The organism is Arthrobacter sp. JDC6, from assembly GCF_056484025.1.
Genome location: NZ_CM151278.1, coordinates 1,008,703 through 1,030,581, shown reverse-complemented (window position 1 = coordinate 1,030,581; position 21,879 = coordinate 1,008,703). Strand labels below are relative to the sequence as shown.

Genomic DNA, 21,879 nt, shown 5'->3' with positions numbered 1-21,879 from the left:
CGGCTCAGCCTGCGCTTGAGGTCGGGATTGGTGCGGGGGTCCCCCCTCCGCCGGAATCCACGGTGGGTGCCGGCGTTGCCTCGTCAACGGACGACGTCGGCTGCCCGCCTTCCCCGTCCTGGCCCGCCGGCGCTGTGGCCACCTCAGTCGCGGCCGGGTTGGGCACACCGGCCGGGGCCGACGGTTGGGCCGGGACGCTGGGTTCGGTTTGGGAACTGGACGTCGTGGGGCCCGGGGAGGGTCCTGCTGATGCCGGAGCTGTCGGTCCGGAGGACGACGTCCCGGAAGTGCCCTTCACGATGGCCGTAATCTGCTCCTTGTAGCCGTTCAACGTGGCCTGGATATCGGAGAGCGGCACGTCCTGGAGATTCCGGCCGTACTCGGCGATCTGTGCCCACAACGCCTCGAGCTGCTGCTTGCTGGCCTGATCCAGCGGCCCGTCCAGGGTCAGGACCAGCTGGCTGGCCAGGGCGTAGGCCAGGCAGTCCAGGCAGTTGTAGTTCGCCGCCGCGGAGAGGTTCTGCGGGACGATGACGTCCGCCTGCCCCACCACCAGGACCACCTGGAATCCGACAGCCACGGCGGCGCAGCCCGTGCAGTTGGCGAACGCGTAGGCCTCGTTGGTGGTGGTGACGGGATTGCCGTCCTCGGCCCACACCAGCGCGAACGCCACGCTGTACGTCACCGAGCCGTCGGTGGTGTTGACCGCGAGCGCCTGGTTTCCGTCGCCCTCCGGGGCGGCGGGCCGGTCGAACGGGAACACCCAGGACGGCGCCGCAGCGGAAGAAGCGCCGCCGGTGGAGGACGCCCCGGTACCAGCGGCATCTGCGGGTACCAGCACCATGCTCAGCTGCGGGTTGTCCCGCGTGGGCTTGGTGGCGCCGGCCGGCCACAGCGCAACGGTCTGCCCGGTTGCTCCCTGCCGGAGCGCCCCGCGCTCACGCTGGGGAAGGATTGCGCGGGTGGCGTCCCCCAGTGTCCCGCGTTCGTAAGCTTGGACCGGACGGTAGGTCCCGCCGTCGGGCCACCATGCCCAGGCGAGCCCTGCCAGAAGAGCCGCGACGGCGGCCATGGCAACGGTGCGCTGCACCGCCTTGCCGCGCGTTTTCTGCCACAGCCCGGTCACCAGCTGCCGCAGTAGCCGCACCACGATGTACAGCACGCCCAGCACCGGCACGGCCACCACAACAACCGCCAGTGCCCGCACCGCCGCGCCCAAAACGTCGCCGGACGACAGACTCGCCGCCAGCATTTCCTGCTGCTTGACCGCACTCGCCCAGCCCGTCGCCAGCAGCCGCGGCAGGGAAAGCACCATCATCACCATGCTGAACAGCAGCACCGGAACGGTCACCAGGACCCAGACGGTGACCACGGCCCGGGCCCAGGGCTTGAGCACCTTGCTTTCAGGGTTGCCCCACCGCCACGGAAGGATCCCCAGGAGGGTGGGCTTGATCCGCTGGAAAAGGTCGGGCACGCCGGTGGCGTCGGCCAGGATGTGGTAGCCGTCGTACTTCACCAGCGGGATCAGCTGGCGGACCATCTGCAGGATCTGCGTGACCACCACCAGCAGCAGCGCATCAAAGCCGGTGGCCCACCACAGTCCCATGATGGCCACTGCAACGATGGCGTTGAAGTACAGGCCGCCCAGGTCCGTGCGGATCCGGCCGCCGCGGCCCAGCCGGTATGAGTCGGTCACGTCCGTGAAGAACGCGGGCCACAGCAGGTACAGCCCGGCGCCCATTGCCCCGGGTGTTGCCCCGCCCTTGCGGGTGGCGGCGGCATGGCCGAATTCGTGGAAGCCGGCGGAGAGGATGGTGACGGCGAGGATCAGCAGCAGGAGGGCGGGCTGGGCAAACGCCTCGTGGGTGGCCGAGCCCAGGCCCTTGACCATGAGCACCCACCAGCAGGCGGCCAGGAACGCCGCGGTCACGGCCACCACGATCAGCGGGTTGAAGAGGACAGCGAACGGGGCCGTGATCCTGCGGGTGCGTTGGGGGTCGGACACGATGTAGCGGAACCGCAGGCCCAGCAGCGGGTTGGCCTTCCTGACTTCGGGCTGGGTGCCGTCGGCGAGCCGGAGCAGGCCCATCGGGAGCAGCTGGGTGTCCATCAGGGTGCGCACGTTGTCCGCGCTGACCAGCCGTCCGGAGCCTTCGCTGACGTGCCGGGCGATGCCCTCAAGGTCCCGCGTCCCGTCGGCGGCTTCCAGCACCAGGTACAGGAGCCTGGTCAGCTGCAGGGTCTGGCCGTCGGCGCGCCGAACCAAGGCGGGCGGTTCGCGGTAGCCGGATCCTTCGGCGGGGCCAAGCAGCTGCACACCGTCGGCCAGGGCTGGAAGGTGGCCGCCCGCCGTCGTAATGGTCTGGCCCGGCGGGTCCTGGGCAAGGGTGGCGCGTGACGACGGCGGGGCCGCCTCGGGAGGCGGCCCGCCGTGGGTTTGGGTCATCTGCCTTACTGCTGCAGGTCGGACTGCTGATCGGCCGTGGCGTTGGCCTCGCCGTCGATGTGCTGCGAGATGGTGGCGCTCTGGTCCGAGATGGCGTAGGCCTGGCTGTCGATGGAGCCGATGTTCGCGGCCACCGCCGCGTCGATGGGAGCGGCAACGTTGGCATTGGCGGCCACGGCACCGTTGATGGGTGCCGCGATGGCGGCGTCGGCGTCCAGGTTCACGTCGACGTTCAGAAGGTTGCCGTTCAGGGCGCCCGCTGCATCCGTCAGCCCGCCGGTGCCCGAGGGAACCGTCACCGAACCGGACGTTCCGTCCGTGGTCCCGTCCGTGGTTCCGGTATCGGTGGTACCCCCGTCAGCGGTGCCATCAGCCTGGCCAATGACGCTGTCCTGCGTGGAGTCCGCGTTCGCGTCGGCAGTGATGCCCTGGTCAATGGCGGCGTCCTGGCTGGACAGTGCCTGCGCGTCCGAGCCGAAGGACAGGATGTTGGCCGAAGCGGCGGCGTCGATCGGTGCCGCCACGTTGGCGTTGGCGGCGACGGCCAGGTCGATGGGCGCGGCGGCGTTGATACCAAGGTCCAGGTCCGCGTTCAGGTCCAGGACGGATGCCACTTCCTTGTCCGGAAGCGCGGTGGCCTGTTCCGACATCAGTTCTTCATCAGTGAGGGGACGCATTTCATTGTCCATGCTTGAGAGACCTCCGGTGCGGCGCGGGTGCTCTGCCCCCAGCGGACAGCCCGCGCCACACAATAGTAAGCATGATTATTAGTTTTGTGCAGAGGGAAGAGGAGTATGGCTGACCGAGTCAATGGCTCCGGTTTGTTCGTTGAGCAGGACTTTGTCGTTGCGCTGGTGGTGGAAGTTGAACATGGCACCCAGCGAACCCGCAGCGGCGTCAGCGGAGGCATCGCCAATCCGGCCGGTGTTCCAGTTGTCCTCGATGAAGCGAAGGATGGAGGCCTGGTCCGTTTCGGTGTGGTCCACGAAGTTCTTCTTCGCATACGGGGAGATGACCACCAGCGGCTGGCGGGGGCCCGGGCCGCAGCGGTCTGCGTAGCCACCGGCCATGGGGACTCCGCTGGCCGCGGCGTCCTGGCACCATGCGGCGTCATCCGCGGTGTTGGATGAGTTCTTCACCTTCGCGGCAGCGTGGTCGTACCAGCCGTCGGAGTCGTCGTAGGCGAGCACGACGGCGGTGTCCTCCCAGTTCCTGGACTGCTGGATCTCGTTGACAGTCTTGGTGATGAAGTTTTGCTCGTCCACGGGGTCGGAGTAGGCGGCGTGGCCGTCCTGGTACATGCCGGCCTTGAGGAAGGACACGGCGGGCATGTTGTCCGTATTTAGCACCTTGGTGAAATCGGTCAGGTCGTACTGGTGGTTGGCCTGCCCGTTGTGCCCGATTTCCGCATCTGTGGCTGGCGCCAGGTGGTGCGGGTTGGCGGTGGAGGCGTAGTACTGGAACGGCTGGTGGTGCGGGGAGTAGTCCGTCACGCCGGCACCGGCGGCATTGGTGTGCGTGGACAGGCACGATGCCGGTCCGGTGGCCGACGCGGGGGTGGTGGGCGTGAACCCGCCCTGGAACCAGCCCCAGGAGACGCCCTTGGTGGTGAGCAGGTCGCCGATGTTGGTGCCAGTCATGCCGGCCAGGTTGTTCGACTTGGCGTGGCTGTTATTGGAGCAGTCGTCGTAGACGGGGTCGGGGTCGTTGATCACGGTCCCCACCCCGTTTGCGTCGGGCTGGCGGACGGCAGTGCTCCCGGTGGCCGGAGTGGCAGCGGGCTGTCCGTCCGCCGTGTATTCCTTGGCGCCGTGGGTCTGCCCCGACACCAGGTTCAGGGCGCCCGGGGTGGAGGGGCCGAAGACGGTGCTGAAGTGGTTGTCGCTCATGGAATAGTTCTGGGCGTAGTTCCAGATGCCGGTCACGGTGTTGCCGTCGTAGTAGTCCATGGTCAGCCCGGGGCGCCCGTACTGGTTGGTGCCGCAGGCGTCCCGGCTGGTGTACTGGACGAACTTCTCCATGAGGCCGCCGTCGTAAGCCTTCTGTTCGGCGTTGTACCCGTGGTCCTGGTCGCAGGTGACGGCCTGCATCGGGGAGAGCCGGGCGGGCTGGGCGGAATTGGGGTTGTTCGGCGCCAGCAGCCCCGCGTTGGCAAGGGTGTTGATGTCCTTGGGTGTGTCCTCATCAGGAGTGAAGGGGGCCGCTTTGGCGCCCGAGCCCTGTTGCGTTTCACCCGGGGTGTTGGCGGCGTTGGGGTAGGTGGCGAAGTAGTGGTCAAAGGAGACGTTTTCCTGGAAGATCACCACCACGTGTTTGATCGGCGTCGCGGTGTTGTCGCCGGCGGTGGCGGGTGCCGCGCCGAGGCCGAAGAACCCGGCCGTCAGTGCCGAGGCCGCCAGGGCCGTGGCGCCGGTGGCCGCGGCCACCCGCTTTGGTGTGGACCGTCGTCGTGATTGGGGCATGGTTGAATCCGTTCGTTCCTGGTGCTGCGGGCTACGGGGCGGGGGTGACGGTGGCTTCGTAGGTGAGGATTTCGGTGCCATTGGCTTCTTCGCCGTTGTCCGGGGCCACCGTCATGGTGAGGTGGCCGCCGTCGGCGGTCATTTTGAAGGGATTGCGCGTGGCCACATGGCCTGCTGAGGACCACTGCTGGAACGGCACGTCGCGGCTCACGCTGCGGGACTTCAGGTCGATCATCGCCATGCCGCCCAGTTCGTAGGTGGCACCGGTGCCGCCGGCGGCCGGGGTCTGCGGGAGGTTGGTGATCCCGCCGCAGAGCATTTTGGAGTCGGGCACGTACTGGCAGTCCTGGTAGTCGATGAAGTAGTTGGGGTTTTCCCAGGTGGAGAGCTGCTTGCCCTGGAGGTCCCATTCCGCGAACCGGCGCGATCCCCAGGTGTTGCCCACAAGGTGGCCGGTCTTCTTGTCCATCACGACGCCGCCGAAGTGGTCTGCCACTTCGAACTGCTTGTGCACGTCCAGGGTGGTGGCGTCCACCCGGTAGATGATGGCACTGCTGTCGGGCCGGTACTGGGCCACGGGGACCCAGACGTTGGTGCCGTCAAAGTCGATGCCGCCGGGGTGGTACATGTCCCCCTCGCCCAGGACGATGTCCTTCTGGAGGTTGCCGGCCCTGTCCATGACGAAGAGGTGGCCGATGCCCTTGCCCGGGGTGCGGTCGAATCCGTCCTGCGGGGTGGGGAACTTGGTGGTTGGCTCGGTGATCTGGACGGCCGACAGGAAGATGTGGTCCTCGCTGTAGGCCATGCCCTCGGTGTGGTAGGTGGGGAAATTCAGCTTCAGCTTGGAGGTCTGCTGCCACTTGGTGCCCCGGTCCACGCCGGTGAAGGCTTCGGCCAGGGCAGTGTCGGCTTCCTTATGGTCGCCGGATTCGTTGCCGGCCTTGGCGGTGCTGTTGCCTGCTGCCTGGGCGACGGCGGTGCCGCCGAGTGCCGACGCCGCCAGGATGATGGCTGCGGCGGCCGTGAGAATGCCTCGGGTAGGGGACGTGCTCATTGGGGGAGCCTCTCAAAGATGGGTCGTAGCAAGAGGTCCCCAAGTTACTTAGCGGTAATTAATGCCTGTTGGCAGGTAGGTGAACTCCAGATGGCTACACGGATCACCTTCCAGGGCAGGCGTTTGGGCTGGTCAGCCGTCCGGCGGAAGGGGTTTCCCCGTTCGCGCGACGGCCACGTGCAGTTTGCCTGGGCGTCGCCGGACATTTGCCGTGGGTGGGAACAGTGGCGAAGGCCCCGCCCCGGGGCTCCCCCTCCCCCACATTTGGAGACTTGTCTGATGAAGTATGCAAAGCTGCTGACCGCAGCCGCCGTGTGCACCGGCCTGGCCATGGGAACATCCCTCCCGGCCCACGCAGCGGACACCAACCCCAACGGCACCGAAAACCACTTTGACCTCCAGGCCCACCGCGGCGGGATCGGCCTGACGGTCGAGTCCACGCTGGCGTCCTTCGCCAAGGGCATCGAAACGGGCGTGTCCACCCTCGAACTGGACCTGCAGATCACCAAGGACGGCCGCGAAGTCATCACCCACGACCGCAAGATCAGCGGCCAGAAGTGCCAGGACACCGCACCCGTCACCCCCGGGGATCCGCAGTTCCCCTACGTGGGCAAATACATCAAGGACCTCACGTTCGCCCAGGTCCGCAGCCTTGATTGCGGCTCAAAGACCCTGCCGCAGTTCCCCGGCCAGCAGGCTTCCCCCGCCGCCAAGATGCCCACCCTCGCCGAGGTCTTCGACCTGGCCAGGCAGTACCGCGCCAGCCAGGTCAAGTTCAACATCGAGACCAAGGTGGAGGCGGGGGCTCCCGAGCAGACGGCGCCGCGTGAACAGTTCGTGGACGTGGCCCTGCGCGAGATCAACGCCGCCAACATGGCCGAGCGGGTGTCCATCGAGAGCTTCGACTGGGGCGCCCTGCGCCTGGTGAAGGAACGCCAGCCCGGTATCCGCACGGTGGCCCTGACCAACAAGGACTTCCTGCAGGCCGGCATGCCCGGCGCCTCACCCTGGCTGGGCGGCATCGACGCCGACGACTTCGGCGGTGACCTCGTCGATGCAGCCGCTTCCCTGGGCTTCGACGCCGTCTCGCCGGTTCACGGCACACCGCAGAACGGAACCGTCACCGATCCCGGCTACGTCCCGTACGTCACCGCGGACATGGTGAACCGGGCCCACGCCAAGGGAATGCAGGTCATCCCCTGGACGGTGGACGACAAGCCCACCATGCGCGCCCTGATGGACGTGGGTGTGGACGGGCTCATCACCGACTACCCCAACCTGCTGCGTGACGTGATGGCCGAACGGTCGCTGAAGCTGCCCAAGCAGTACACGCTGGAACCCGGAGCATCAGCAACGGCAGCGGGCTGAACCTCTCCGCACCCGCAGAAGGCCCCCGTTCCGGAGTTTCCGGGACGGGGGCCTTCTACGTTCCGCGACCAGCAGCTGGAACTAACTCCGGGAGAGCCCCAGGATCCCAGCCGCGGTCCCGGCAGCGCCACCGTGCTGGACGATGTGCGGCTTGCCGGGAATTTCCAGGAAGGTGCCGTTGGGGACCGTCGCGGCCAGCTTCTCGCACCAGTCCCTCGGGGCGATGGGGTCGCGGGAGCCGCGGACCACAAGGACCGGCTGGCTCACCAGGGCCAGCCGCGCGTCCAGGTCGTAGCCCATCATGACGGGCAGCTCGGTGAGGTACCAGCGGAGCCCGGACCGGATGTAGTCGGTGAAGACGATGGCATTGCCCAGCGGGCTCTCCTTCAGCCCGTCCAGGCCAAGGGCCAGGGACTGCTCCAGGACGGTCCGGCGGGTCGGGTCCACTACCGGGCCCAGCAGCGCCACATGGGACACCAGGTCCGGCCGCTGGACCGCCAGCTCGGTGGCGAACTGGGTGCCCATGGAGTGCCCCACCACCACGGCACGGGAAACACCCATCTTTTCCAGCACCGCAGCCGTGTGCGCGGCGTAGTCGGCCACGGACAGCTGCCGGTCCGGGGTGGGGGTGCCACCGAAGCCGGGGAGGTCCACGGCGTAGGTGTCCCCGTGCCGGGCCAGCAGCGCCTGCAGCCGCCGGTAATAGCGGTGCGACATTCCAATGCCGTGCAGCAGCACGAAGACCGGTCGCGGGGAACCCGCAGGGCCGGCAAGGAGGTACACGTGTGAGGTCAGTCCGCCGGCGGCGACAATCCGGGGCGTAAGGCAGGGCCGCATGCCGGGCAGGTGCATCGGGCGGCGCGCGGGTTCAGCGGCGGGTGGTTGGTCGGTTGCGGCGTGCACCGGCAGTCCTTTTCAAGTTCAAATCCATCGAGCGGTTCCTACCCTAAAGTGGCCAGCGCGGCAGGTGCGCTATGGACGGTGACCTGCGTGTCGGCGTCGAGCGACCGCGGCGTGCCCATGCGCCGGTTCCTAGCTGTTGCCGGTGTGGACAAGGCTGTCCAGGTCCAGCTGCTGGGCAGGCGCGTCGGCCAGGCCGGCGGGCGTGAGGTCAAAATGCTCGACGGCGGCACGGGCTTCGCGGGCGGCGGCGGGGCCGTGCGGGGTATGGGTGTTGTTCATCATGGGTGTGAAATTCCTTACGTTTCATGCGGAATGGGGGTGTGCGCGGGAAGCGCCGCCACGTGCTCTGCCGTGGTCTCCAGGACCCGGGAATGGCGGCACTGGGAACAGTGGATGGCCACGGCAACTGTTGAGGCGCGGCGGTTCAGGACGGGCGGCGAGTCAACGAACAGGTGGAAGTCCGTGTCGCAGCGGGCGCACCAGGGGCGTTTTCCGTGGGGCTGGAGGGTGTGCCTGGGCACGTAGCTGTTGGAGGCCTGGGTGACGAGGACTGTCACACCACGGCCCGGTAGCTGCACAGGATGTAGTCGGCGGCCGCCGGTCCGGTCATGCGCAGGCAGGCGTCGGGGCGGACGCGTCGGCTCATCGCCTCAAAGAAGACGTACTCGTCCTGCGGCTCCTGCTGGGACAGGTTGCACCAGCTGGTGTAGAGGCCGTACAGGGTGTCGTCGTCAAGGCTGCTCCCGGACTCGTGGTCCGGGCAGGTGGCTTCGGTGAGGAACTGGTCGAACTGTGATTGCGCCATGGTGGCTCTTTTCAAACAAGGTGCAGTTGTTCGCCGTTCGGCTACAGCGGTTCAAACCCGGAGCCTTGCACAGTGCACCGGGCGGGTTTGCGGGGAGCTGTGAGTGCCCGGCAGTGAAAATCAAACGTGGGGTGGGAGGAGAAGGGGGGCCATGTAGTTTTCGTGGGATGTGTGTGAGCAGCCGTAGCGGCCATGCAAACTCTGATCCCTTGACTAAAACCATGTCGACAATTTCTCTACACTGTAGACTTTAGGTGTAGACCCAGTAATAAGCAAGCTGGGGGCGGCGTGGCGCACGGCGAGGGGTTGCCGGATTTCCAGGCCAAAAGGAATGCCGGGAGCAAACCCATCCGGGGCACCCGCGGCTACGAATGCAGCATGTGTGAGCATACGGCCGCACCCGGCTGAAGGGCCAAACATGAGCGCCCCGAATCATCGACAATTCCTGTCCGAATGCCTTGTCCCCGTCCCCGCAAAGCAGCCGGGCCTCAGCGACGACGAGTTGTACGGGCTGTACCTGAGCTGGTGCCTGCTCAATGCCCGGAAGCCCGGCCCCATCGCGTCGCTGTGGGCAGCCGTACGGCAGGAAGGGTACCTGCAGCAGCACCGCGCCGGCCGGACCGAGTGGCCGGATTTGTGTATGACCGGCCCCGCGGCCGTGGACTACATCCTCGCCAGCCGGCCCAGCCTGCTGTAGCCGGGCAGGCTGTAGAGGGAAAAGGCCCGACGGCGGGTGGCCGCCCGGGTGGGTAGCTGGGTCCGGGTTGGGTAAGGTCTGATCATGATCCAGCAGGCTGCGGCCGTGTCCGCGCTGTCGTCCTACCACTGGCTGGGCATCCCGATTGCCGCGGCCGGCGCCGTCCTGCTTGCCTTGGGAACGCTGTTCCAGCACCGCGCCGTGGAAGACCAGCCGGCTGCAGCCGGGCGCGCGGCGGGCAGCATGGGCGGCGGACGCCTGCAGGCCCTGGTCCGGAGGCCGGTGTGGCTGGCCGGGACGGGGATGCTCGGCGCCGCCATCCTCCTCCAGCTCACCAGCCTGCGGTTTTCGCCCCTGATTGTGGTGCAGCCCATCGGCGCCATTGCCCTGGTGGTCACCACCCTGGCAACGGCCCGGATGACCCGCCGGTCCCCCGGGCGGCGGGCCCTCACCGCAGTGGCGTTATGCGTTGGCGGCGTGGGTGTGTTCGTTGCCGTGGCGGCGCTGTCCGCGGAGGACGTGGAGGTCAGCGACCGGCACTTGATCACCATCCTGATCGTGCTCGCCGTGGTCCTGGCCGGTGTTGCCGTGGCCTTCGCCTTGTGGCGCCACCGGTCGGGTGCCGTGGTGTTCACCGCCGGAGCCGGGATCCTCTTCGGGTTCGTCGCGGCCCTGGCCAAGACCGTCATCGCCCGGCTGTTCCAGGGCGACTTCGAGTGGTTGTCGCTGACATGCCTGGCAGGCCTGCTCATCGCCGCCCTGGCCGGCAGCTTCCTGGTCCAGAACGCCCACACAAGGGGAACCCCCGAACTCGTGGTGGCCGGCCTGACCGTCATCGATCCCCTCGTCGCCGTCGCCATCGGCATCACCATCCTGGGCGAGGCGGACGCAGCACCCCCGCTGGCAATCGTCCTGTTCCTCCTGTCCGGGGCCACCGCCGTCGCCGGCGTTTTCCTGCTCGCCACGGTCAAGAAGCCGCCTACGGCGGCGCGTGCGTCGGTTCGTGGTTGAATGACCACTGTGCCCCAGAGCACAGTCAGGACCCATCCGAGCACCAGGAGGACACTATGGCTGGAATCAACGCAAAGTTCGACAAGGAGTACCTCGACAAGGGCATCGACGAATTGGCGAAGGCGCCCGTGGAGGCGCTGAAGGGATTGTCCGAAAGCGACGCGCAGAAGCTCAAAGAGGCGCTGAACATCAAGACCGTCAAGGACCTGGGCACCAACAAGTTCTTCCTCTGGGCGCACTCCGTCGCCAAGCTCGCGGAGTAGCGGGCACCATCCGTCCCTTCAGCAAGCACACGAAAGCTCCCGGCGCAGGGCCGGGAGCTTTCCTGTCTTTGGGTGCCTACCGCACCTAGCCGGCCTTCACGGCGTCGGCAGCGCCGGCGAAAAGCCGGATACGGACTATCCGGACCACCACTCCCAGCAGAACCAGGCCGATTCCCAGGGCCATGAGGCTCCACACGGGCACGGAATCGGAGTCGATGGTCCGGTAGCACGTGGCCGCGGCCCCCCTGCCGGCCTCTTCCACGTCAGCCAGTTCGGCGGCGCGGCTGTTGGGCAGCAACGGGCTGCCGCAGAGCGGGCCGGACGGCTGCAACCCGATGACGAAACCAAGGATGTACACGTCGAATCCCGCGGCGACAATCCACAGCCACGTCCGTTGCTGCCAAAAACCCAGTTTGCCGGCAGGAACAGGCTTCGCCTGGGGATCACGCATCTTCATAGGCCGAGCATAATCCGAGCCCGGGTAAAGGTGGAGATAAAGGTGGAGGACCGGCATTCAGCATTTCCCCAGCCTGCGGTCCTACAGTGAAGCCTGCCGGTCCAACCCGTCGGGTGGACCCACGCGCAAATTTGGAGGAACACACCGTGGTGAAGCCATCAATTCCGTCAATGAGGGCCCGCATCGGCGTCGGAGCGGCAGCAGTCCTGGCCGCCGCTGCCATGGCCGCCGCGGGCGTGGGTGCCGCGTCCGCATCCCCCAGCCCAACATCCGTGTCTGCAACCTCAACCACAGCATCCAGCGACGTCAAGGCAGCAAAGGGCGCCGGCGGCTTGAAGGCCTTCCTGACCCTGACCGCTGACAGCCCACCGGCGGCCGGGGACCGCGCGGCGGAAGCAGCCGCGGCGCTGGTCAACCATCCCAAGCTTTTCGCCAAGCTCCCCGCCGCCCTCCAGGCCGACGTGACCACCCTCAAAGATGCCGCACCTGCGGACCGGGTGAAGGACGCCTACAAGATCAAGACCACCGCCCTGTCCGGCGGGTACGGTGCCGAGATCCAGAAGCGAGCCGAAGCGCTGGAGAAGGCGGCCACCGGCCTGGCCGGCCTGCGCCAGGAGCTGCGCACCGCGTTCAACTCGGACAATCCCGGCGCCGGGCTTCAGAAGGTGGCCGACCAGCTCATCAACCACCCCAAGCTGTTCGCCAAGCTCCCGGCCAACCTCCAGGCGGACCTGACCGCACTCAAGAACGCCGCCCCGGCGGACCTGGATGCCCAGGCGAACAAGATCAAGGACACCGCCATCAACGGCGGCTACGGTGCCAAGGTGCAGAAGATGGCCCAGGCGCTGGCGAAGAAGGCTGCCGCGGCGCCGTCCACGTAAGCCGCGCCTTCCGGAGATACACCGTCAGGACATTTGCGACGCCGCCGCGGACGGTTCCAGGTCGGCGAGCGTGAGCGGGTGGGCCGGTTGGTCCGGGAAGGGGAAGGTGGACGTCACCGCCAGGTCCGGGCCAACGTGCACCAGCTCCCCCGGCGCCATGGGGCGCCAGCCGGGGTTCTGGTTCATCCGTTTGGTGGCGAAGAGCACGGAGCGGGCAGCCGCCAGTTCGGTGCTTCGCGAGTGGATCCGGGGGCTTCTGGCGTCCAGCGGTGCCACCGGAGCGGGTTCGGTCAAGGGGTCGCGTTCCAGCACATACAGCGGGTGGGTTGCCGGGTAGCGGAGCGCCCAGAGGTCGGTGGCCGTCGTCACGATGATGTTCAACGCCAGGACGGGCAGTTCGGCGGCCACCCAGCCCACCGCCCGGGAGATGCCCTCGGCCACGTCCCCGCCGGCCCTGCGGCTCTCTGCCGTGATGAGGGCGAAGAGCCGCTCACTGTCGGTCTGGCCCTGCACCAGTTCCGCCACGCCGAACTCGCGCAGCCGCGCGTCGAGCCGGTCGAGTCCGTGGAAGGCGCCGTTGTGGGCGAACAGCCGGCCGTCCTGCTCGAACGGGTGCGTGTTCACCAGGGTGTGCGCACCGGTGCTGGCGTACCGGACGTGGGCCAGGAAGGTGGTGCTCCGCAGCTCCCTCGCCTCCCGGGCGAAGGCGTGGTCCTCCCATGCGGCGAGCGGCCGTTTGGTGACCCGCGGGCGGCCGTCGGGATCGAACGTGCCGATCCCGGCGCCGTCGGGCTCCTTCCTGCTCTGCTCGGACAGGCTGTCCGGGGCGTCAAGGAGCCAGAAGGTGGCGCGGACGGGCCGGTATCCGGCATGCAGCCCGAACAACCGGCACATGGAGCGCTCCTCCCGGCAACGGGCTAGTGGCGGGATGTGTGATCCATGGCCTGATAGCGGTCGTAGCAGTCGCGGGAGCAAAACAGCGCAGAGGGAGTTGGAGGCAGGTCCGAGCCGCAAACCTTGCATTTTGGCTTGGGTCGAAGGCTCCTAAGCATGGTGTTCAGCATGGATGAAGGTTATGCGCCTGGCCGGAAAATTGGACCAGTAACCAGATACTTCAATCTGCGGACAGCGATACCTAGTGGTGGAACGCTTCCTTGTGCTTGTCGGTGGGCATGGGCGAGGCCAGGGCGTCCAGGTAGGCCACTTCTTTCTTGAGGTCGTCCAGGAAGCTGGAGGCGAGGTCCCGGGTGAAGCCGTTGCGGACCACGATCCGCTGCACCGTGATGCCGCTGAGCCCTTCGGGCAGGGCGTAGGCCGGGACCAGCCAGCCGTTCATGCGCAGGCGTTCGGACAGGTGGTGCAGGTCCCAGTTTCTGGCGTGGCCGTCGGTGAGCTGCCAGGCGAAGACCGGGATATCGGAGCCGTCGCTCCAGAGGGTGAAGGCGTCCATGTTCCCGATCTCGTGGGAGAGGTACAGGGCGACGTCGCGGGAGCTGGCCTGCACGGATTTGTAGCCGGCGAAGCCCAGGCGGAGGAACAGGTAGTACTGCAGCAGCACCTGGGCGCCGGGCCGGGAGAAGTTCAGGGCGAAGGTGGGCATGTCCCCGCCCAGGTAGCTGACGTGGAACACCAGGTCGTCGGGGAGGGATTGTTCGTCCCGCCAGACGATCCAGCCCAGGCCGGGATACACCAGCCCGTACTTGTGGCCGGAGGTGTTGATGGAGGCCACCCTGGGGAGCCGGAAGTCCCACACCAGTTCCGGCTGCAGGAACGGCGCCACCATGGCCCCGGAGGCGCCGTCCACATGGATGGGGATGTCCAGGCCCGTGGCGGCCTGGATGCGGTCCAGCGCGGCGGAGATCTGCTCCACGGGTTCGTAGGCGCCGGTGTAGGTGACTCCCATGATGGCCGTCACGCCGATGGTGTTCTCATCCACGTAGCGGTCCAGGTCATGGCCGTCCAGGGTGGGGTGTTCCCTGGACACGGGGACGTAGCGGGCTTCCACCTCCCAGTAGTTGCAGAACTTCTCCCAGCACACCTGCACGGCGGAGCTGAGGACGATGTTCGGTGCGTCCGTGGGCTTGCCCTCTGCGCGGCGGCGGTGCTGCCACCGGCGCTTGAGGGCCAGGCCGGCCAGCATGCAGGCTTCGGAGGAGCCGATGGTGGAGGTGCCGATGGCCGCCGCAGGATCCGGGGCGTTCCACAGGTCCGCGAGCATCCGCCAGCACCGGGTTTCGATCAGCGCGGTCTGCGGGTACTCGTCCTTGTCGATCATGTTCTTGTCGAACGCTTCCGCGTACAGCTGGGATGCTTCCCGTTCCATCCAGGTCCCCACGAACGTGGCCAGGTTCAGGCGCGAGTTGCCGTCCAGCATCACCTCGTCGTGGACCACCTGGTAGGCGGTGCCCGGCAGCGATTCCCCGTCCGGGATGGTGAAGCGCGGAAAGAGGGTGGACTCCCCCGGCCGGCTGAACAACGGGTTCAGCTCCACGCTCGTTTCGGGCTCGTGCCGTTCGCTCCGGTGTGACCTCGTCATGTCCAGTTCCTTCGCCCGCCGTCGTCCGCAGGCAGGCGCCTGGGGCCGCACTTCCGCTGTTCCCAGCACTCCGTATTATTCATGCACCCGGAGCATAGGGCAGCAGGGCGGCGGGTTTGGGCGCGGCAGGAGTACGACGGCGGGACGCACCAGGGTGCCAGCCGCACCGTACAAAAGGGCCGGCAGAGACCTACTGCTGGCCGAATTTCTTCAGGCTCAGCGAGCGGGACCTGATCCCCTCGATGTGGTTGTTCATCGCGGCGGTGGCCGCTGCGCAGTCCCCGGCCTTGAAGGCATCAATGATGGCCTGGTGCTCCTGCACCGTGTGGTCACCGCTCATGTCGTTGTGCACCATCAGCCTGAAGCGCTGGATGCTTCCCTCGATGGACCCGTAGGCCCGGAGCAGGAACTCGTTGTCCGTTGCCTCCACGATCCGCCGGTGGAAGTTTTCGTCGGCCTTCCAGTAGGCCCGGTACCCCGCGAAGGTGTCGCCGCCATGGCGTGACGCCTCAAGGTCGCGGTGGAACCCTTCCAGGTCCGCCACCAGCTCCTGTGTTGAGTTGGTGCAGGCGATGCTGGTGCATGCAGGCTCGAGGATCTGCCTCGACGTCAGAAGCGCGGCGATGTCGCTGGCGGTGGGCTCCGGCGCAACCTTGTAGCCGCGCAGGGCTTCCCGCCTGACCATGCCGGTGGTTTCCAGGCGTGCCAGGGCTTCCCGCACGGGAGTCGAAGAAACTTTAAAGCGCTTGGCCAATCCGTCAATGCTCAACGGCGATCCGGTGGAGATCTTGTCGTCGAGCAACAGGGACAGGATGGCCTCGAACACCTGGTCGACCAGCATGGGCCTGCCGGGGATCAGGACTTCTTCTTCAGGTGAAGCGGCGTTCATTTCGGAATCCTATGTGAATTTTTCGGTCAGTCGCATGCAGCCGCAACACCACTTCCACGAGCGCGTCGTCACAAACCAAACACGGCGAAAAGGGTGTTTGCAGAAAATCGTGCATGATGTACGGTACATGATACCGGACAGCGAAGTGATCTGTAACACAGCCAAGCTGCCCATCAAGGTTGGAAGCTCTCCTACCACCCCTCCTCCCCCACTTCCGAAGGCGTGTAGATGATTCAGTTTCGATCGATGTTGGTGACCGTCGCCGCAGTTTCCATGGCGAGCGTGCTTCTCTCCGGGTGCTCCAACCCCGAAATGACCAGCTCAGCCCAGTCCGATGCCCCTAAAAGCCCAAGCTCCGCGGAGGCCGTCAAAGTCGACGAAGCTGCCGCCGCAGCTCTCCCCAAGGAGGCGCGGGACAGGGGAACCCTGACCGTCACCATGAGCCAGAGCTCGCCTCCCCTGCACTTCATGGCCGCGGACGGGACAACCATTCAAGGTATTGACCCGGAAATTGCCATGGCCCTGGGCCAGACGCTGGGCCTGAAGACGGAGGTTAAGAGCGGCCCCTTCGACGGCATCATCCCCGGTATTGCTGCCGGCAAGTTCGACATGGCCATTTCCCAGATGTCTCCCTCGACGGAACGCATGAAGGTGCTTGATTTCGTCGACTACTACCAGTCAGGCAGCGGCATTGGTGTGGCTCCGGGCAACCCGCAGCACCTGACGCTGGACACACTCTGCGGGAAGCGTGTTGGCGTGCTGAAGGGTTCGTTCCAGGACCTCAAGCGCCTGCCTGCCCTGTCCCAGGCGTGCACTGCCGCCGGCAGCCCAGCCATCGAGGCCATGACCTACCCCGATATGCAGGCCCCCAATCTTGCACTGACGGCCGGACGCATCGATGCGGTCTACATCGACGGACCCACCCTGGGCTACGCCATCAAGCAGGGCGGCCAGATCGAACTGCTCGGCGAAAAGGACGTCTCCCCCGTCAGCATCGGCTTCAAGAAGGGGGCGGGCATGGAAAAGGCAGTGCAGCTGGGCATGGAGTCTCTCGCGAAGAGCGGCAAGTACAAGGAGATCCTCGACAAGTGGGGCGTGGGCACCGGTGCAATCTCTGACTTCGCCTTCAACAAAGCGCAGTAGCCAGATGGCCAATACAGCCACGGAACCCGACGCCAAGGCACCCGCCGGTGACGCGCTGGACCGCCAGCTTCTCCTGGGCCGTCCGCACCAGCGCCACGGAGGGTTGTGGCTGACGGCGGCAATCGTCCTGTTCGCGATCTTCCTGGTGGGCTACTCCCTCGTCACCAATCCGCGGTTCGAGTGGAACGTGGTCTTCGGCTGGTTCACCTCGGAGCGGCTGTTCACAGGCCTCCTGCGCACGCTGGGACTGACGGCCATCTCCATGGCTGTGGGAATCGTCGTCGGCGTCCTGCTGGCGCTGGCCAGGCTCGCCCCGAACGCCATCGTGGCCGGGACCGCTGCGTTCCTGGTCTGGCTCTTCCGCGGGGTTCCGGTCTTCGTCCAGCTCCTGTTCTGGGGTTTCATCGCCGCCATCTACCCACGGATTGCGGTGGGCGTGCCGTTCGGGCTTGAGTTCTTCTCGGTGGATGCCAACGTGCTCATCACCCCCTTCATGGCGGCAATACTTGGCCTGGGCCTGAATGAAGGCGCCTACATGTCGGAGATCGTCCGGGCAGGGCTCCTGAGCGTCAACCGTGGACAAACGGAGGCGGCCACGGCACTGGGCATGCGCCGGTTCGCGATACTTTCCCGGATCGTCCTGCCGCAGGCGATGAAGATCATCATCCCGCCAACGGGCAACCAGACCATCTCCATGCTGAAGACCACCTCCCTGGTGAGCGTCCTGGCCTTCCCCGAGCTGCTCTATTCAGCGCAGCTGGTCTACAGCGCCAACTTCAAAACCATTCCGCTGCTTATCGCCGCCAGCATGTGGTACCTGCTGGTGACCAGCGTTCTGAGCCTTGGACAGTTCTTCATTGAACGGCACTTCAACCGGGGCGGAATCACTTCCGGACGCAGCCCCCGGCGGCCCCGCAAGCCCAGGGCGGCGAACGCCCGCACCACACCAGAGGAGGCCCGGCCATGAGTGACGTGATGATCGAAGCACAGGGGGTGACCAAGAGTTTCGGCGACCTCGAAGTCCTCAAGGGCATCGACCTCACCATTCCCAAGGGCAGTGTGACCTGCATTATCGGGCCGTCCGGCTCGGGCAAGTCGACGTTCCTTCGCTGCATCAACCAGCTGGAAACGCTCGACGGCGGGTTCATCCTTGTGGACGGACAGCCGGTTGGCGTGAAGATCAGGAAAGGCCGGCTGCACGCGCAGAACAACGCTGAGGCGGCGAGGATGCGCGAGAACATCGGCATGGTCTTCCAGAGCTTCAACCTTTTCCCCCATATGACGGTGCTGGAGAACATCTGCGAGGCGCCGGTCAGGGTGAAGAGGGAGAACCGGAAGGCCGTCCAGGACCGGGCCCGCGTCCTCCTGGAGCGGGTGGGGCTCTCCGAGAAGGTGCATGCCTACCCGGCGTCCCTTTCCGGCGGCCAGCAGCAGCGCGTGGCCATCGCCAGGGCACTGGCCATGGAGCCAAGGCTGATGCTGTTCGACGAGCCAACATCGGCCCTGGATCCGGAGCTGGTGGGCGAGGTGCTGGACGTGATGCGCAAGCTCGCGGACGGCGGGATGACCATGATCGTGGTCACGCACGAGATCGGCTTCGCCCGGGAAGTGGGCGACCACCTGATCTTCATGGACGGCGGCGGCATCGTGGAGCAGGGCGACCCCCGGACCGTCCTGCGCGACCCACAGCATGAACGCACCAAACAATTCTTGGCGAAAGTAATTTAGACCTTCACATTGGAGCAGGACCCTTGAGAAACAAATGGATTGTCAGCATCGATGACTACCGCAAGGCTTCCCGGAAACAGCTTCCGAAAATGATCTCGGACTACTTGGAGGGCGGCGCGCTGGACGAGACAACCATGCGCGCCAACGAGGACCGGTTCGATGCCCTGATGCTTCGCCAACGGTCAATGGTGGACCTCCGGGGCCTGAACACGTCCACCACCGTGCTGGGCCATTCCCTGGCGCTGCCGCTGATGGTGGCACCGATGGGCATGCTCACCATCTTCCACCCGGGTTCGGATCCTGCCGTAGCCAGGGCCGCCGTCAGGGCGGGGTCGATTTTCATCCACAGTGCGTGGGCCGGCTGCTCGCTGGAAGAGGTTGCCAAGGTGGCCCCCAACAATCTGTGGGCGCAGATCGCTTTCTGGAAGGATCCGGAGGAAACCGCCAGCTACATCAACCGGGCCCGGGCAGTGGGGGTGGAGACCCTGGTGGTGGCGGGTGACGTGGGTTCATCGAGCAAGCGGGAACGGGACCTGCACCACGGACTGTCCATGCCGCCGCGCCCGCCGGTGGCGGACTACTTCAATGCCGCCACCCGCCCGGCCTGGCTGTGGCGCTGGCTCACGGGCCGGAAAATGACCTACGGGAACTACCAGATCAACGGCCGCCCGCTGCGCATGGGCGAGATGAACAACTGGATGGCAACCAACAAGAACCCGGGTGCCACCTGGGAGGACTTCGCCAGGCTCCGGTCCGAGTGGAAGGGGAACCTGGTGATCAAGGGCATCATGGACGCCGAGGACGCGGCCCGGGCCGTGGACGAGGGCGCGGACGGCATCTTTGTGTCCAACCACGGCGGCCGGCAGTTCGACTCCCAACCCGCCACCATCGATGTCCTGCCCTCCATCGCGGACGCTGTCGGCGGCCGGGCGGAGATCTATCTCGACGGCGGCATCCGGCGCGGCCACGACATCGTCAAGGCAGTGGCGCTGGGAGCCAAGGCAGCACTGGCCGGGCGCCCGTTCGCCTACGCCCTTGCCACTGGCGGGGAGCCGGCGGTGAACCGGGTGTTCGGAATCCTCCAGGACGAGCTCAAGGGGGCCATGGGGTTCGTGGGCAAGTCCTCAGTTGCGGACCTGGACAGCAGCATCTTTGCAGGGCGCAGCACGGCAGCCGTACCCGAGAGCCTGCTCGTGTAGAAGCATTTGTCTTCAGTAACTGCCCGCTTCCCCGACGGGAGGCGGGCAGTTCTTGTCGAACGCTTCCGCGTGGAGCTGGGGGCCTTCTGTTCCATCCAGGCCCCACGAACGTGGCCAGGTTCAGGCGCGAGTTGCGGCCGCAGTCAAGCGCGGGACGCTGCGCTTCCGCTGTTCCCAGCACTCGGTGTTATTCATGCACCCCGAGCAAACGGCAGCGGGGATGGCGGGTTTGGGCGCGGGAGAAGGACGACGGCGGCACACACATAACCAGCCGACCGCTAGTTGATGAGGTAAGTGTCCTCATGCTGCGATGGGCGCGCCGTGTTCCTTACAAACGGCAGGGCGCTCACAACGGCCTTGACGCCGATGGCAGGAAGCAACACGGCTGCAGCAGCAACCGACAATGCGGTGAAGCCCACCAGCTGCAAAGTTTCCCGCTTCGGCACGCGCCGGGGGCGCCGTCCGCCATCCATGAGTTCCATCATGGTGAAAGGCTAGGAGCCCACAGCACGGATTACCCCGGTACCGGCTACCTGTCTTTGGAATCGGCACTACTGGGAGCGGAAGTCGCTGAAAGCGATGCCCAAGTCCGTCCGCAAGGGCGGGCCGCGTGGCTACCGGTACCCGTCCACAATCGCAGCGGCAATTTCCTTGTAGGCCCGCCGTGTCTCCGGCTTCAGCACATCGAGGGTCACCAGATCACCATCGGCAACACCACGGTCGTGCGGCACAGCGATGAGTTCGCGGCAGATCCCTGCCAGGTGCTCCTCAATCGCGTCCTTGTCCACCCGCGAAGACACCTCGTCCTTGTCCGTGATCACCACAATGGCGTTCCGCGCCAGGTCCTCATAGCCGTGGCTGGCCAGCCAGTGCAGGGTGCTGCGGGCCCGCTTGGCCCCTGAAACGGCATAGCCGGCGGCGATCACCAGGTTGTCGGCCGACTGCAGGATGCCGCTCATCGCGTTGTGGGTTACGCCGGTGCCGCAGTCGGTCAGCGCCACCGAGTAGTAGCCGGAGATGAGCTTGCGGATCCGCAGGTACTCCTCTGCCGTCAGGGAGTCCGAGACCTCGGGGTCCTGCTCCCCCGCGATCAGGTGCAGCCGGCCGGCATGGTGCATGTACCGGGCAAGAGCCGTCAGCGAGTCAATGGATTCAATGTTCTCCAGCAGGTCCGTAATGGTCCGCGGGCTGGCCTGCTGGTAGATGCCCTCACCCAGGGCGCGCTCCACCAAATCGCCGGAGTCCGGGTTGGCATCGATGGCGCAGGGCGCGTCACCGCGGTATTCGGCCAGGGTCAGGCCCACGCCCACGGTGGTGGAGGTCTTGCCGATGCCGCCCTTGAGGCTCAGGATCGCAGTGTTGTAGCTGCCCTGGAGCTGCCGGGAAATCCGGCGGCCCAGCTCGTCCTCCTGGCGCTGCTTGGGTCCGGGGCCCAGGTTCCAGGCGCCGCCGGTCAGGTTGTACAGCGCGCCGCGAAAACCACCAACCGGGCGCGGCTTCTGTTCCTTGACGAACAGCCCCGGCGAGCTGATGAAGTCCGGCATCGATGCGTCCGCGATCGTGTCGGCCACCGTGGGCCGGCTGCGGCGGAAGGAGGGCGTTGCGGCGGAAGCGTCCGACGGCGGCGCGGCAGCTTCAGCAGCCACCTCACCTGAGCTGGAAGCGGCAGAGGGCACTGCGGCAATCGGTGCAGCAGCAGGCCTCGCCGGAGCAGGGTTCGCAAAAGAGGAAGGAGACACCGGAGACGCAGCCGAAGGTGCGCGTGACGGCTTGGTGGCGTCGGCTGCCGCTGCTGCCTCCGCCCAGGAGGAGCGGCGCGTGGCCGGTTTCCCGGCGTCGCTGGAGCTGGGGGTGTTGGGCGTTACGGCTGGCATGGTTCCTGTCCAGGCATCCTGAACTGAGCCGTCGGCACGACGAAGGTCGCGGCGTCGGCGCAGCTGCGGCTGCCCTGCATCTTCTGCTGGGGCGCCTGCAGTCTGATCAGCCGGATCTGGCATGTCTGTCCCCCCGGACGTTTCGGCAAACGGTTCTGCGGCA

23 protein-coding genes are annotated in these 21,879 nt (G+C 66.4%); 9 read left to right on the top strand and 14 right to left on the bottom strand.

Translation table 11 applies throughout. From position 1 onward, the window contains the following. Positions 1-4 precede the first annotated feature (4 nt). From ACV095_RS04755 to ACV095_RS04740, 4 genes are all read right to left on the bottom strand, one after another. Positions 5-2,446 carry a zinc metalloprotease gene (locus ACV095_RS04755; protein WP_478223018.1) on the bottom strand — a complete coding sequence of 814 codons (2,442 nt, stop codon included), beginning with the start codon at positions 2,444-2,446 and terminating at the stop codon, positions 5-7. Positions 2,447-2,451: 5 nt separating this feature from the next. Next, the gene (locus ACV095_RS04750; protein ID WP_018768710.1) at positions 2,452-3,123 is read right to left on the bottom strand and encodes a hypothetical protein; all 672 of its coding nucleotides are present in this window, start codon (positions 3,121-3,123) and stop codon (positions 2,452-2,454) included. A gap of 90 nt (positions 3,124-3,213) precedes the next feature. Then, positions 3,214-4,908, bottom strand: a complete 1,695-nt coding sequence (locus ACV095_RS04745) for a phospholipase C (protein WP_478223017.1) — start codon at positions 4,906-4,908, stop codon at positions 3,214-3,216. A gap of 31 nt (positions 4,909-4,939) precedes the next feature. After that, on the bottom strand, positions 4,940-5,962 hold the full coding sequence (locus ACV095_RS04740; RefSeq protein ID WP_478223016.1) for a DUF6454 family protein: 1,023 nt from the start codon (positions 5,960-5,962) through the stop codon (positions 4,940-4,942). 279 nt (positions 5,963-6,241) lie between these two features. Here ACV095_RS04740 and ACV095_RS04735 point away from each other — a divergent pair, with 279 nt between their 5' ends. After that, positions 6,242-7,330, top strand: a complete 1,089-nt coding sequence (locus tag ACV095_RS04735) for a glycerophosphodiester phosphodiesterase family protein (protein ID WP_478223015.1) — start codon at positions 6,242-6,244, stop codon at positions 7,328-7,330. Positions 7,331-7,411: 81 nt separating this feature from the next. Here ACV095_RS04735 and ACV095_RS04730 read toward each other — a convergent pair whose 3' ends face one another. The 4 genes from ACV095_RS04730 to ACV095_RS04715 all read right to left on the bottom strand — a co-directional run bounded on the left by ACV095_RS04730 (position 7,412) and on the right by ACV095_RS04715 (position 9,038). After that, positions 7,412-8,233, bottom strand: coding sequence for an alpha/beta fold hydrolase (locus tag ACV095_RS04730; RefSeq protein WP_478223014.1), 822 nt, complete (start codon positions 8,231-8,233; stop codon positions 7,412-7,414). Between the two features lie 129 nt (positions 8,234-8,362). Next, entirely contained in the window at positions 8,363-8,515 is a 153-nt protein-coding gene (locus ACV095_RS04725; RefSeq protein WP_018768715.1) for a hypothetical protein, read from the bottom strand. Positions 8,516-8,529: 14 nt separating this feature from the next. Then, positions 8,530-8,790 (bottom strand): hypothetical protein, encoded by a 261-nt coding sequence (locus ACV095_RS04720; protein WP_478223013.1) that lies wholly within the window; start codon positions 8,788-8,790, stop codon positions 8,530-8,532. Beyond that, complete coding sequence (locus ACV095_RS04715; RefSeq protein ID WP_268001825.1) at positions 8,787-9,038, bottom strand: hypothetical protein; 252 nt, start codon at positions 9,036-9,038, stop codon at positions 8,787-8,789. Before ACV095_RS04715 ends, ACV095_RS04720 begins: the two co-directional genes overlap by 4 nt. Before the next feature lie 418 nt (positions 9,039-9,456). On the opposite strand from ACV095_RS04715, the gene ACV095_RS04710 reads away from it, so the two are divergent. The 3 genes from ACV095_RS04710 (at position 9,457) to ACV095_RS04700 (ending at position 11,009) form a co-directional block, all read left to right on the top strand. Further along, a complete protein-coding gene (locus ACV095_RS04710; RefSeq protein ID WP_478223012.1) occupies positions 9,457-9,735 on the top strand; it encodes a hypothetical protein in 279 nt (92 codons plus the stop codon). 84 nt (positions 9,736-9,819) lie between these two features. Continuing rightward, positions 9,820-10,746: a multidrug DMT transporter permease gene (locus ACV095_RS04705; RefSeq protein WP_134164007.1), complete on the top strand. Its 927-nt coding sequence runs from the start codon at positions 9,820-9,822 to the stop codon at positions 10,744-10,746. A gap of 56 nt (positions 10,747-10,802) precedes the next feature. Beyond that, on the top strand, positions 10,803-11,009 hold the full coding sequence (locus ACV095_RS04700; protein ID WP_018768720.1) for a hypothetical protein: 207 nt from the start codon (positions 10,803-10,805) through the stop codon (positions 11,007-11,009). Positions 11,010-11,094: 85 nt separating this feature from the next. On the opposite strand, the gene ACV095_RS04695 is transcribed toward ACV095_RS04700, so the two are convergent. Beyond that, positions 11,095-11,466 carry a hypothetical protein gene (locus ACV095_RS04695; RefSeq protein ID WP_478223011.1) on the bottom strand — a complete coding sequence of 124 codons (372 nt, stop codon included), beginning with the start codon at positions 11,464-11,466 and terminating at the stop codon, positions 11,095-11,097. Between the two features lie 146 nt (positions 11,467-11,612). Here ACV095_RS04695 and ACV095_RS04690 point away from each other — a divergent pair, with 146 nt between their 5' ends. After that, positions 11,613-12,347 carry a hypothetical protein gene (locus tag ACV095_RS04690; RefSeq protein ID WP_478223010.1) on the top strand — a complete coding sequence of 245 codons (735 nt, stop codon included), beginning with the start codon at positions 11,613-11,615 and terminating at the stop codon, positions 12,345-12,347. Positions 12,348-12,371: 24 nt separating this feature from the next. On the opposite strand, the gene ACV095_RS04685 is transcribed toward ACV095_RS04690, so the two are convergent. From ACV095_RS04685 to ACV095_RS04675, 3 genes are all read right to left on the bottom strand, one after another. Then, complete coding sequence (locus ACV095_RS04685; protein ID WP_478223009.1) at positions 12,372-13,241, bottom strand: class II glutamine amidotransferase; 870 nt, start codon at positions 13,239-13,241, stop codon at positions 12,372-12,374. Positions 13,242-13,482: 241 nt separating this feature from the next. Further along, positions 13,483-14,883, bottom strand: a complete 1,401-nt coding sequence (gene gad, locus ACV095_RS04680) for a glutamate decarboxylase (protein WP_478223008.1) — start codon at positions 14,881-14,883, stop codon at positions 13,483-13,485. A gap of 190 nt (positions 14,884-15,073) precedes the next feature. Then, positions 15,074-15,772, bottom strand: a complete 699-nt coding sequence (locus tag ACV095_RS04675) for a GntR family transcriptional regulator (RefSeq protein WP_018768725.1) — start codon at positions 15,770-15,772, stop codon at positions 15,074-15,076. A gap of 228 nt (positions 15,773-16,000) precedes the next feature. Between ACV095_RS04675 and ACV095_RS04670 the strand changes: the two genes are divergently transcribed. The 4 genes from ACV095_RS04670 to ACV095_RS04655 are packed head-to-tail and all read left to right on the top strand — an operon-like array spanning position 16,001 to position 19,842. Then, a complete protein-coding gene (locus tag ACV095_RS04670; RefSeq protein WP_026265685.1) occupies positions 16,001-16,915 on the top strand; it encodes an ABC transporter substrate-binding protein in 915 nt (304 codons plus the stop codon). 4 nt (positions 16,916-16,919) lie between these two features. Beyond that, a complete protein-coding gene (locus tag ACV095_RS04665) occupies positions 16,920-17,882 on the top strand; it encodes an amino acid ABC transporter permease (protein WP_478223007.1) in 963 nt (320 codons plus the stop codon). Then, entirely contained in the window at positions 17,879-18,643 is a 765-nt protein-coding gene (locus ACV095_RS04660) for an amino acid ABC transporter ATP-binding protein (RefSeq protein WP_478223006.1), read from the top strand. Before ACV095_RS04665 ends, ACV095_RS04660 begins: the two co-directional genes overlap by 4 nt. A 23-nt stretch (positions 18,644-18,666) precedes the next feature. Then, complete coding sequence (locus ACV095_RS04655; RefSeq protein ID WP_478223005.1) at positions 18,667-19,842, top strand: alpha-hydroxy acid oxidase; 1,176 nt, start codon at positions 18,667-18,669, stop codon at positions 19,840-19,842. 278 nt (positions 19,843-20,120) lie between these two features. Here the strand turns inward: ACV095_RS04655 and ACV095_RS04650 are convergent, their stop codons facing one another. Both ACV095_RS04650 and ACV095_RS04645 read right to left on the bottom strand, forming a co-directional pair. After that, on the bottom strand, positions 20,121-20,327 hold the full coding sequence (locus ACV095_RS04650; RefSeq protein WP_478223004.1) for a hypothetical protein: 207 nt from the start codon (positions 20,325-20,327) through the stop codon (positions 20,121-20,123). Positions 20,328-20,456: 129 nt separating this feature from the next. Continuing rightward, positions 20,457-21,839 carry a MinD/ParA family ATP-binding protein gene (locus ACV095_RS04645; protein WP_478223003.1) on the bottom strand — a complete coding sequence of 461 codons (1,383 nt, stop codon included), beginning with the start codon at positions 21,837-21,839 and terminating at the stop codon, positions 20,457-20,459. Positions 21,840-21,879: the final 40 nt, after the last annotated feature.

Bases quoted from the DNA above. Each gene is read 5' to 3' on its own strand.
- ACV095_RS04755 (WP_478223018.1), bottom strand. From the start codon at position 2,446: ATGACCCAAACCCACGGCGGGCCGCCTCCCGAGGCGGCCCCGCCGTCG.
- ACV095_RS04750 (WP_018768710.1), bottom strand. From the start codon at position 3,123: ATGCGTCCCCTCACTGATGAAGAACTGATGTCGGAACAGGCCACCGCG.
- ACV095_RS04745 (WP_478223017.1), bottom strand. From the start codon at position 4,908: ATGCCCCAATCACGACGACGGTCCACACCAAAGCGGGTGGCCGCGGCC.
- ACV095_RS04740 (WP_478223016.1), bottom strand. From the start codon at position 5,962: ATGAGCACGTCCCCTACCCGAGGCATTCTCACGGCCGCCGCAGCCATC.
- ACV095_RS04735 (WP_478223015.1), top strand. From the start codon at position 6,242: ATGAAGTATGCAAAGCTGCTGACCGCAGCCGCCGTGTGCACCGGCCTG.
- ACV095_RS04725 (WP_018768715.1), bottom strand. From the start codon at position 8,515: ATGATGAACAACACCCATACCCCGCACGGCCCCGCCGCCGCCCGCGAA.
- ACV095_RS04715 (WP_268001825.1), bottom strand. From the start codon at position 9,038: ATGGCGCAATCACAGTTCGACCAGTTCCTCACCGAAGCCACCTGCCCG.
- ACV095_RS04710 (WP_478223012.1), top strand. From the start codon at position 9,457: ATGAGCGCCCCGAATCATCGACAATTCCTGTCCGAATGCCTTGTCCCC.
- ACV095_RS04705 (WP_134164007.1), top strand. From the start codon at position 9,820: ATGATCCAGCAGGCTGCGGCCGTGTCCGCGCTGTCGTCCTACCACTGG.
- ACV095_RS04700 (WP_018768720.1), top strand. From the start codon at position 10,803: ATGGCTGGAATCAACGCAAAGTTCGACAAGGAGTACCTCGACAAGGGC.
- ACV095_RS04695 (WP_478223011.1), bottom strand. From the start codon at position 11,466: ATGAAGATGCGTGATCCCCAGGCGAAGCCTGTTCCTGCCGGCAAACTG.
- ACV095_RS04685 (WP_478223009.1), bottom strand. From the start codon at position 13,241: ATGTGCCGGTTGTTCGGGCTGCATGCCGGATACCGGCCCGTCCGCGCC.
- gad (WP_478223008.1), bottom strand. From the start codon at position 14,883: ATGACGAGGTCACACCGGAGCGAACGGCACGAGCCCGAAACGAGCGTG.
- ACV095_RS04675 (WP_018768725.1), bottom strand. From the start codon at position 15,772: ATGAACGCCGCTTCACCTGAAGAAGAAGTCCTGATCCCCGGCAGGCCC.
- ACV095_RS04670 (WP_026265685.1), top strand. From the start codon at position 16,001: ATGATTCAGTTTCGATCGATGTTGGTGACCGTCGCCGCAGTTTCCATG.
- ACV095_RS04665 (WP_478223007.1), top strand. From the start codon at position 16,920: ATGGCCAATACAGCCACGGAACCCGACGCCAAGGCACCCGCCGGTGAC.
- ACV095_RS04660 (WP_478223006.1), top strand. From the start codon at position 17,879: ATGAGTGACGTGATGATCGAAGCACAGGGGGTGACCAAGAGTTTCGGC.
- ACV095_RS04650 (WP_478223004.1), bottom strand. From the start codon at position 20,327: ATGATGGAACTCATGGATGGCGGACGGCGCCCCCGGCGCGTGCCGAAG.
- ACV095_RS04645 (WP_478223003.1), bottom strand. From the start codon at position 21,839: ATGCCAGATCCGGCTGATCAGACTGCAGGCGCCCCAGCAGAAGATGCA.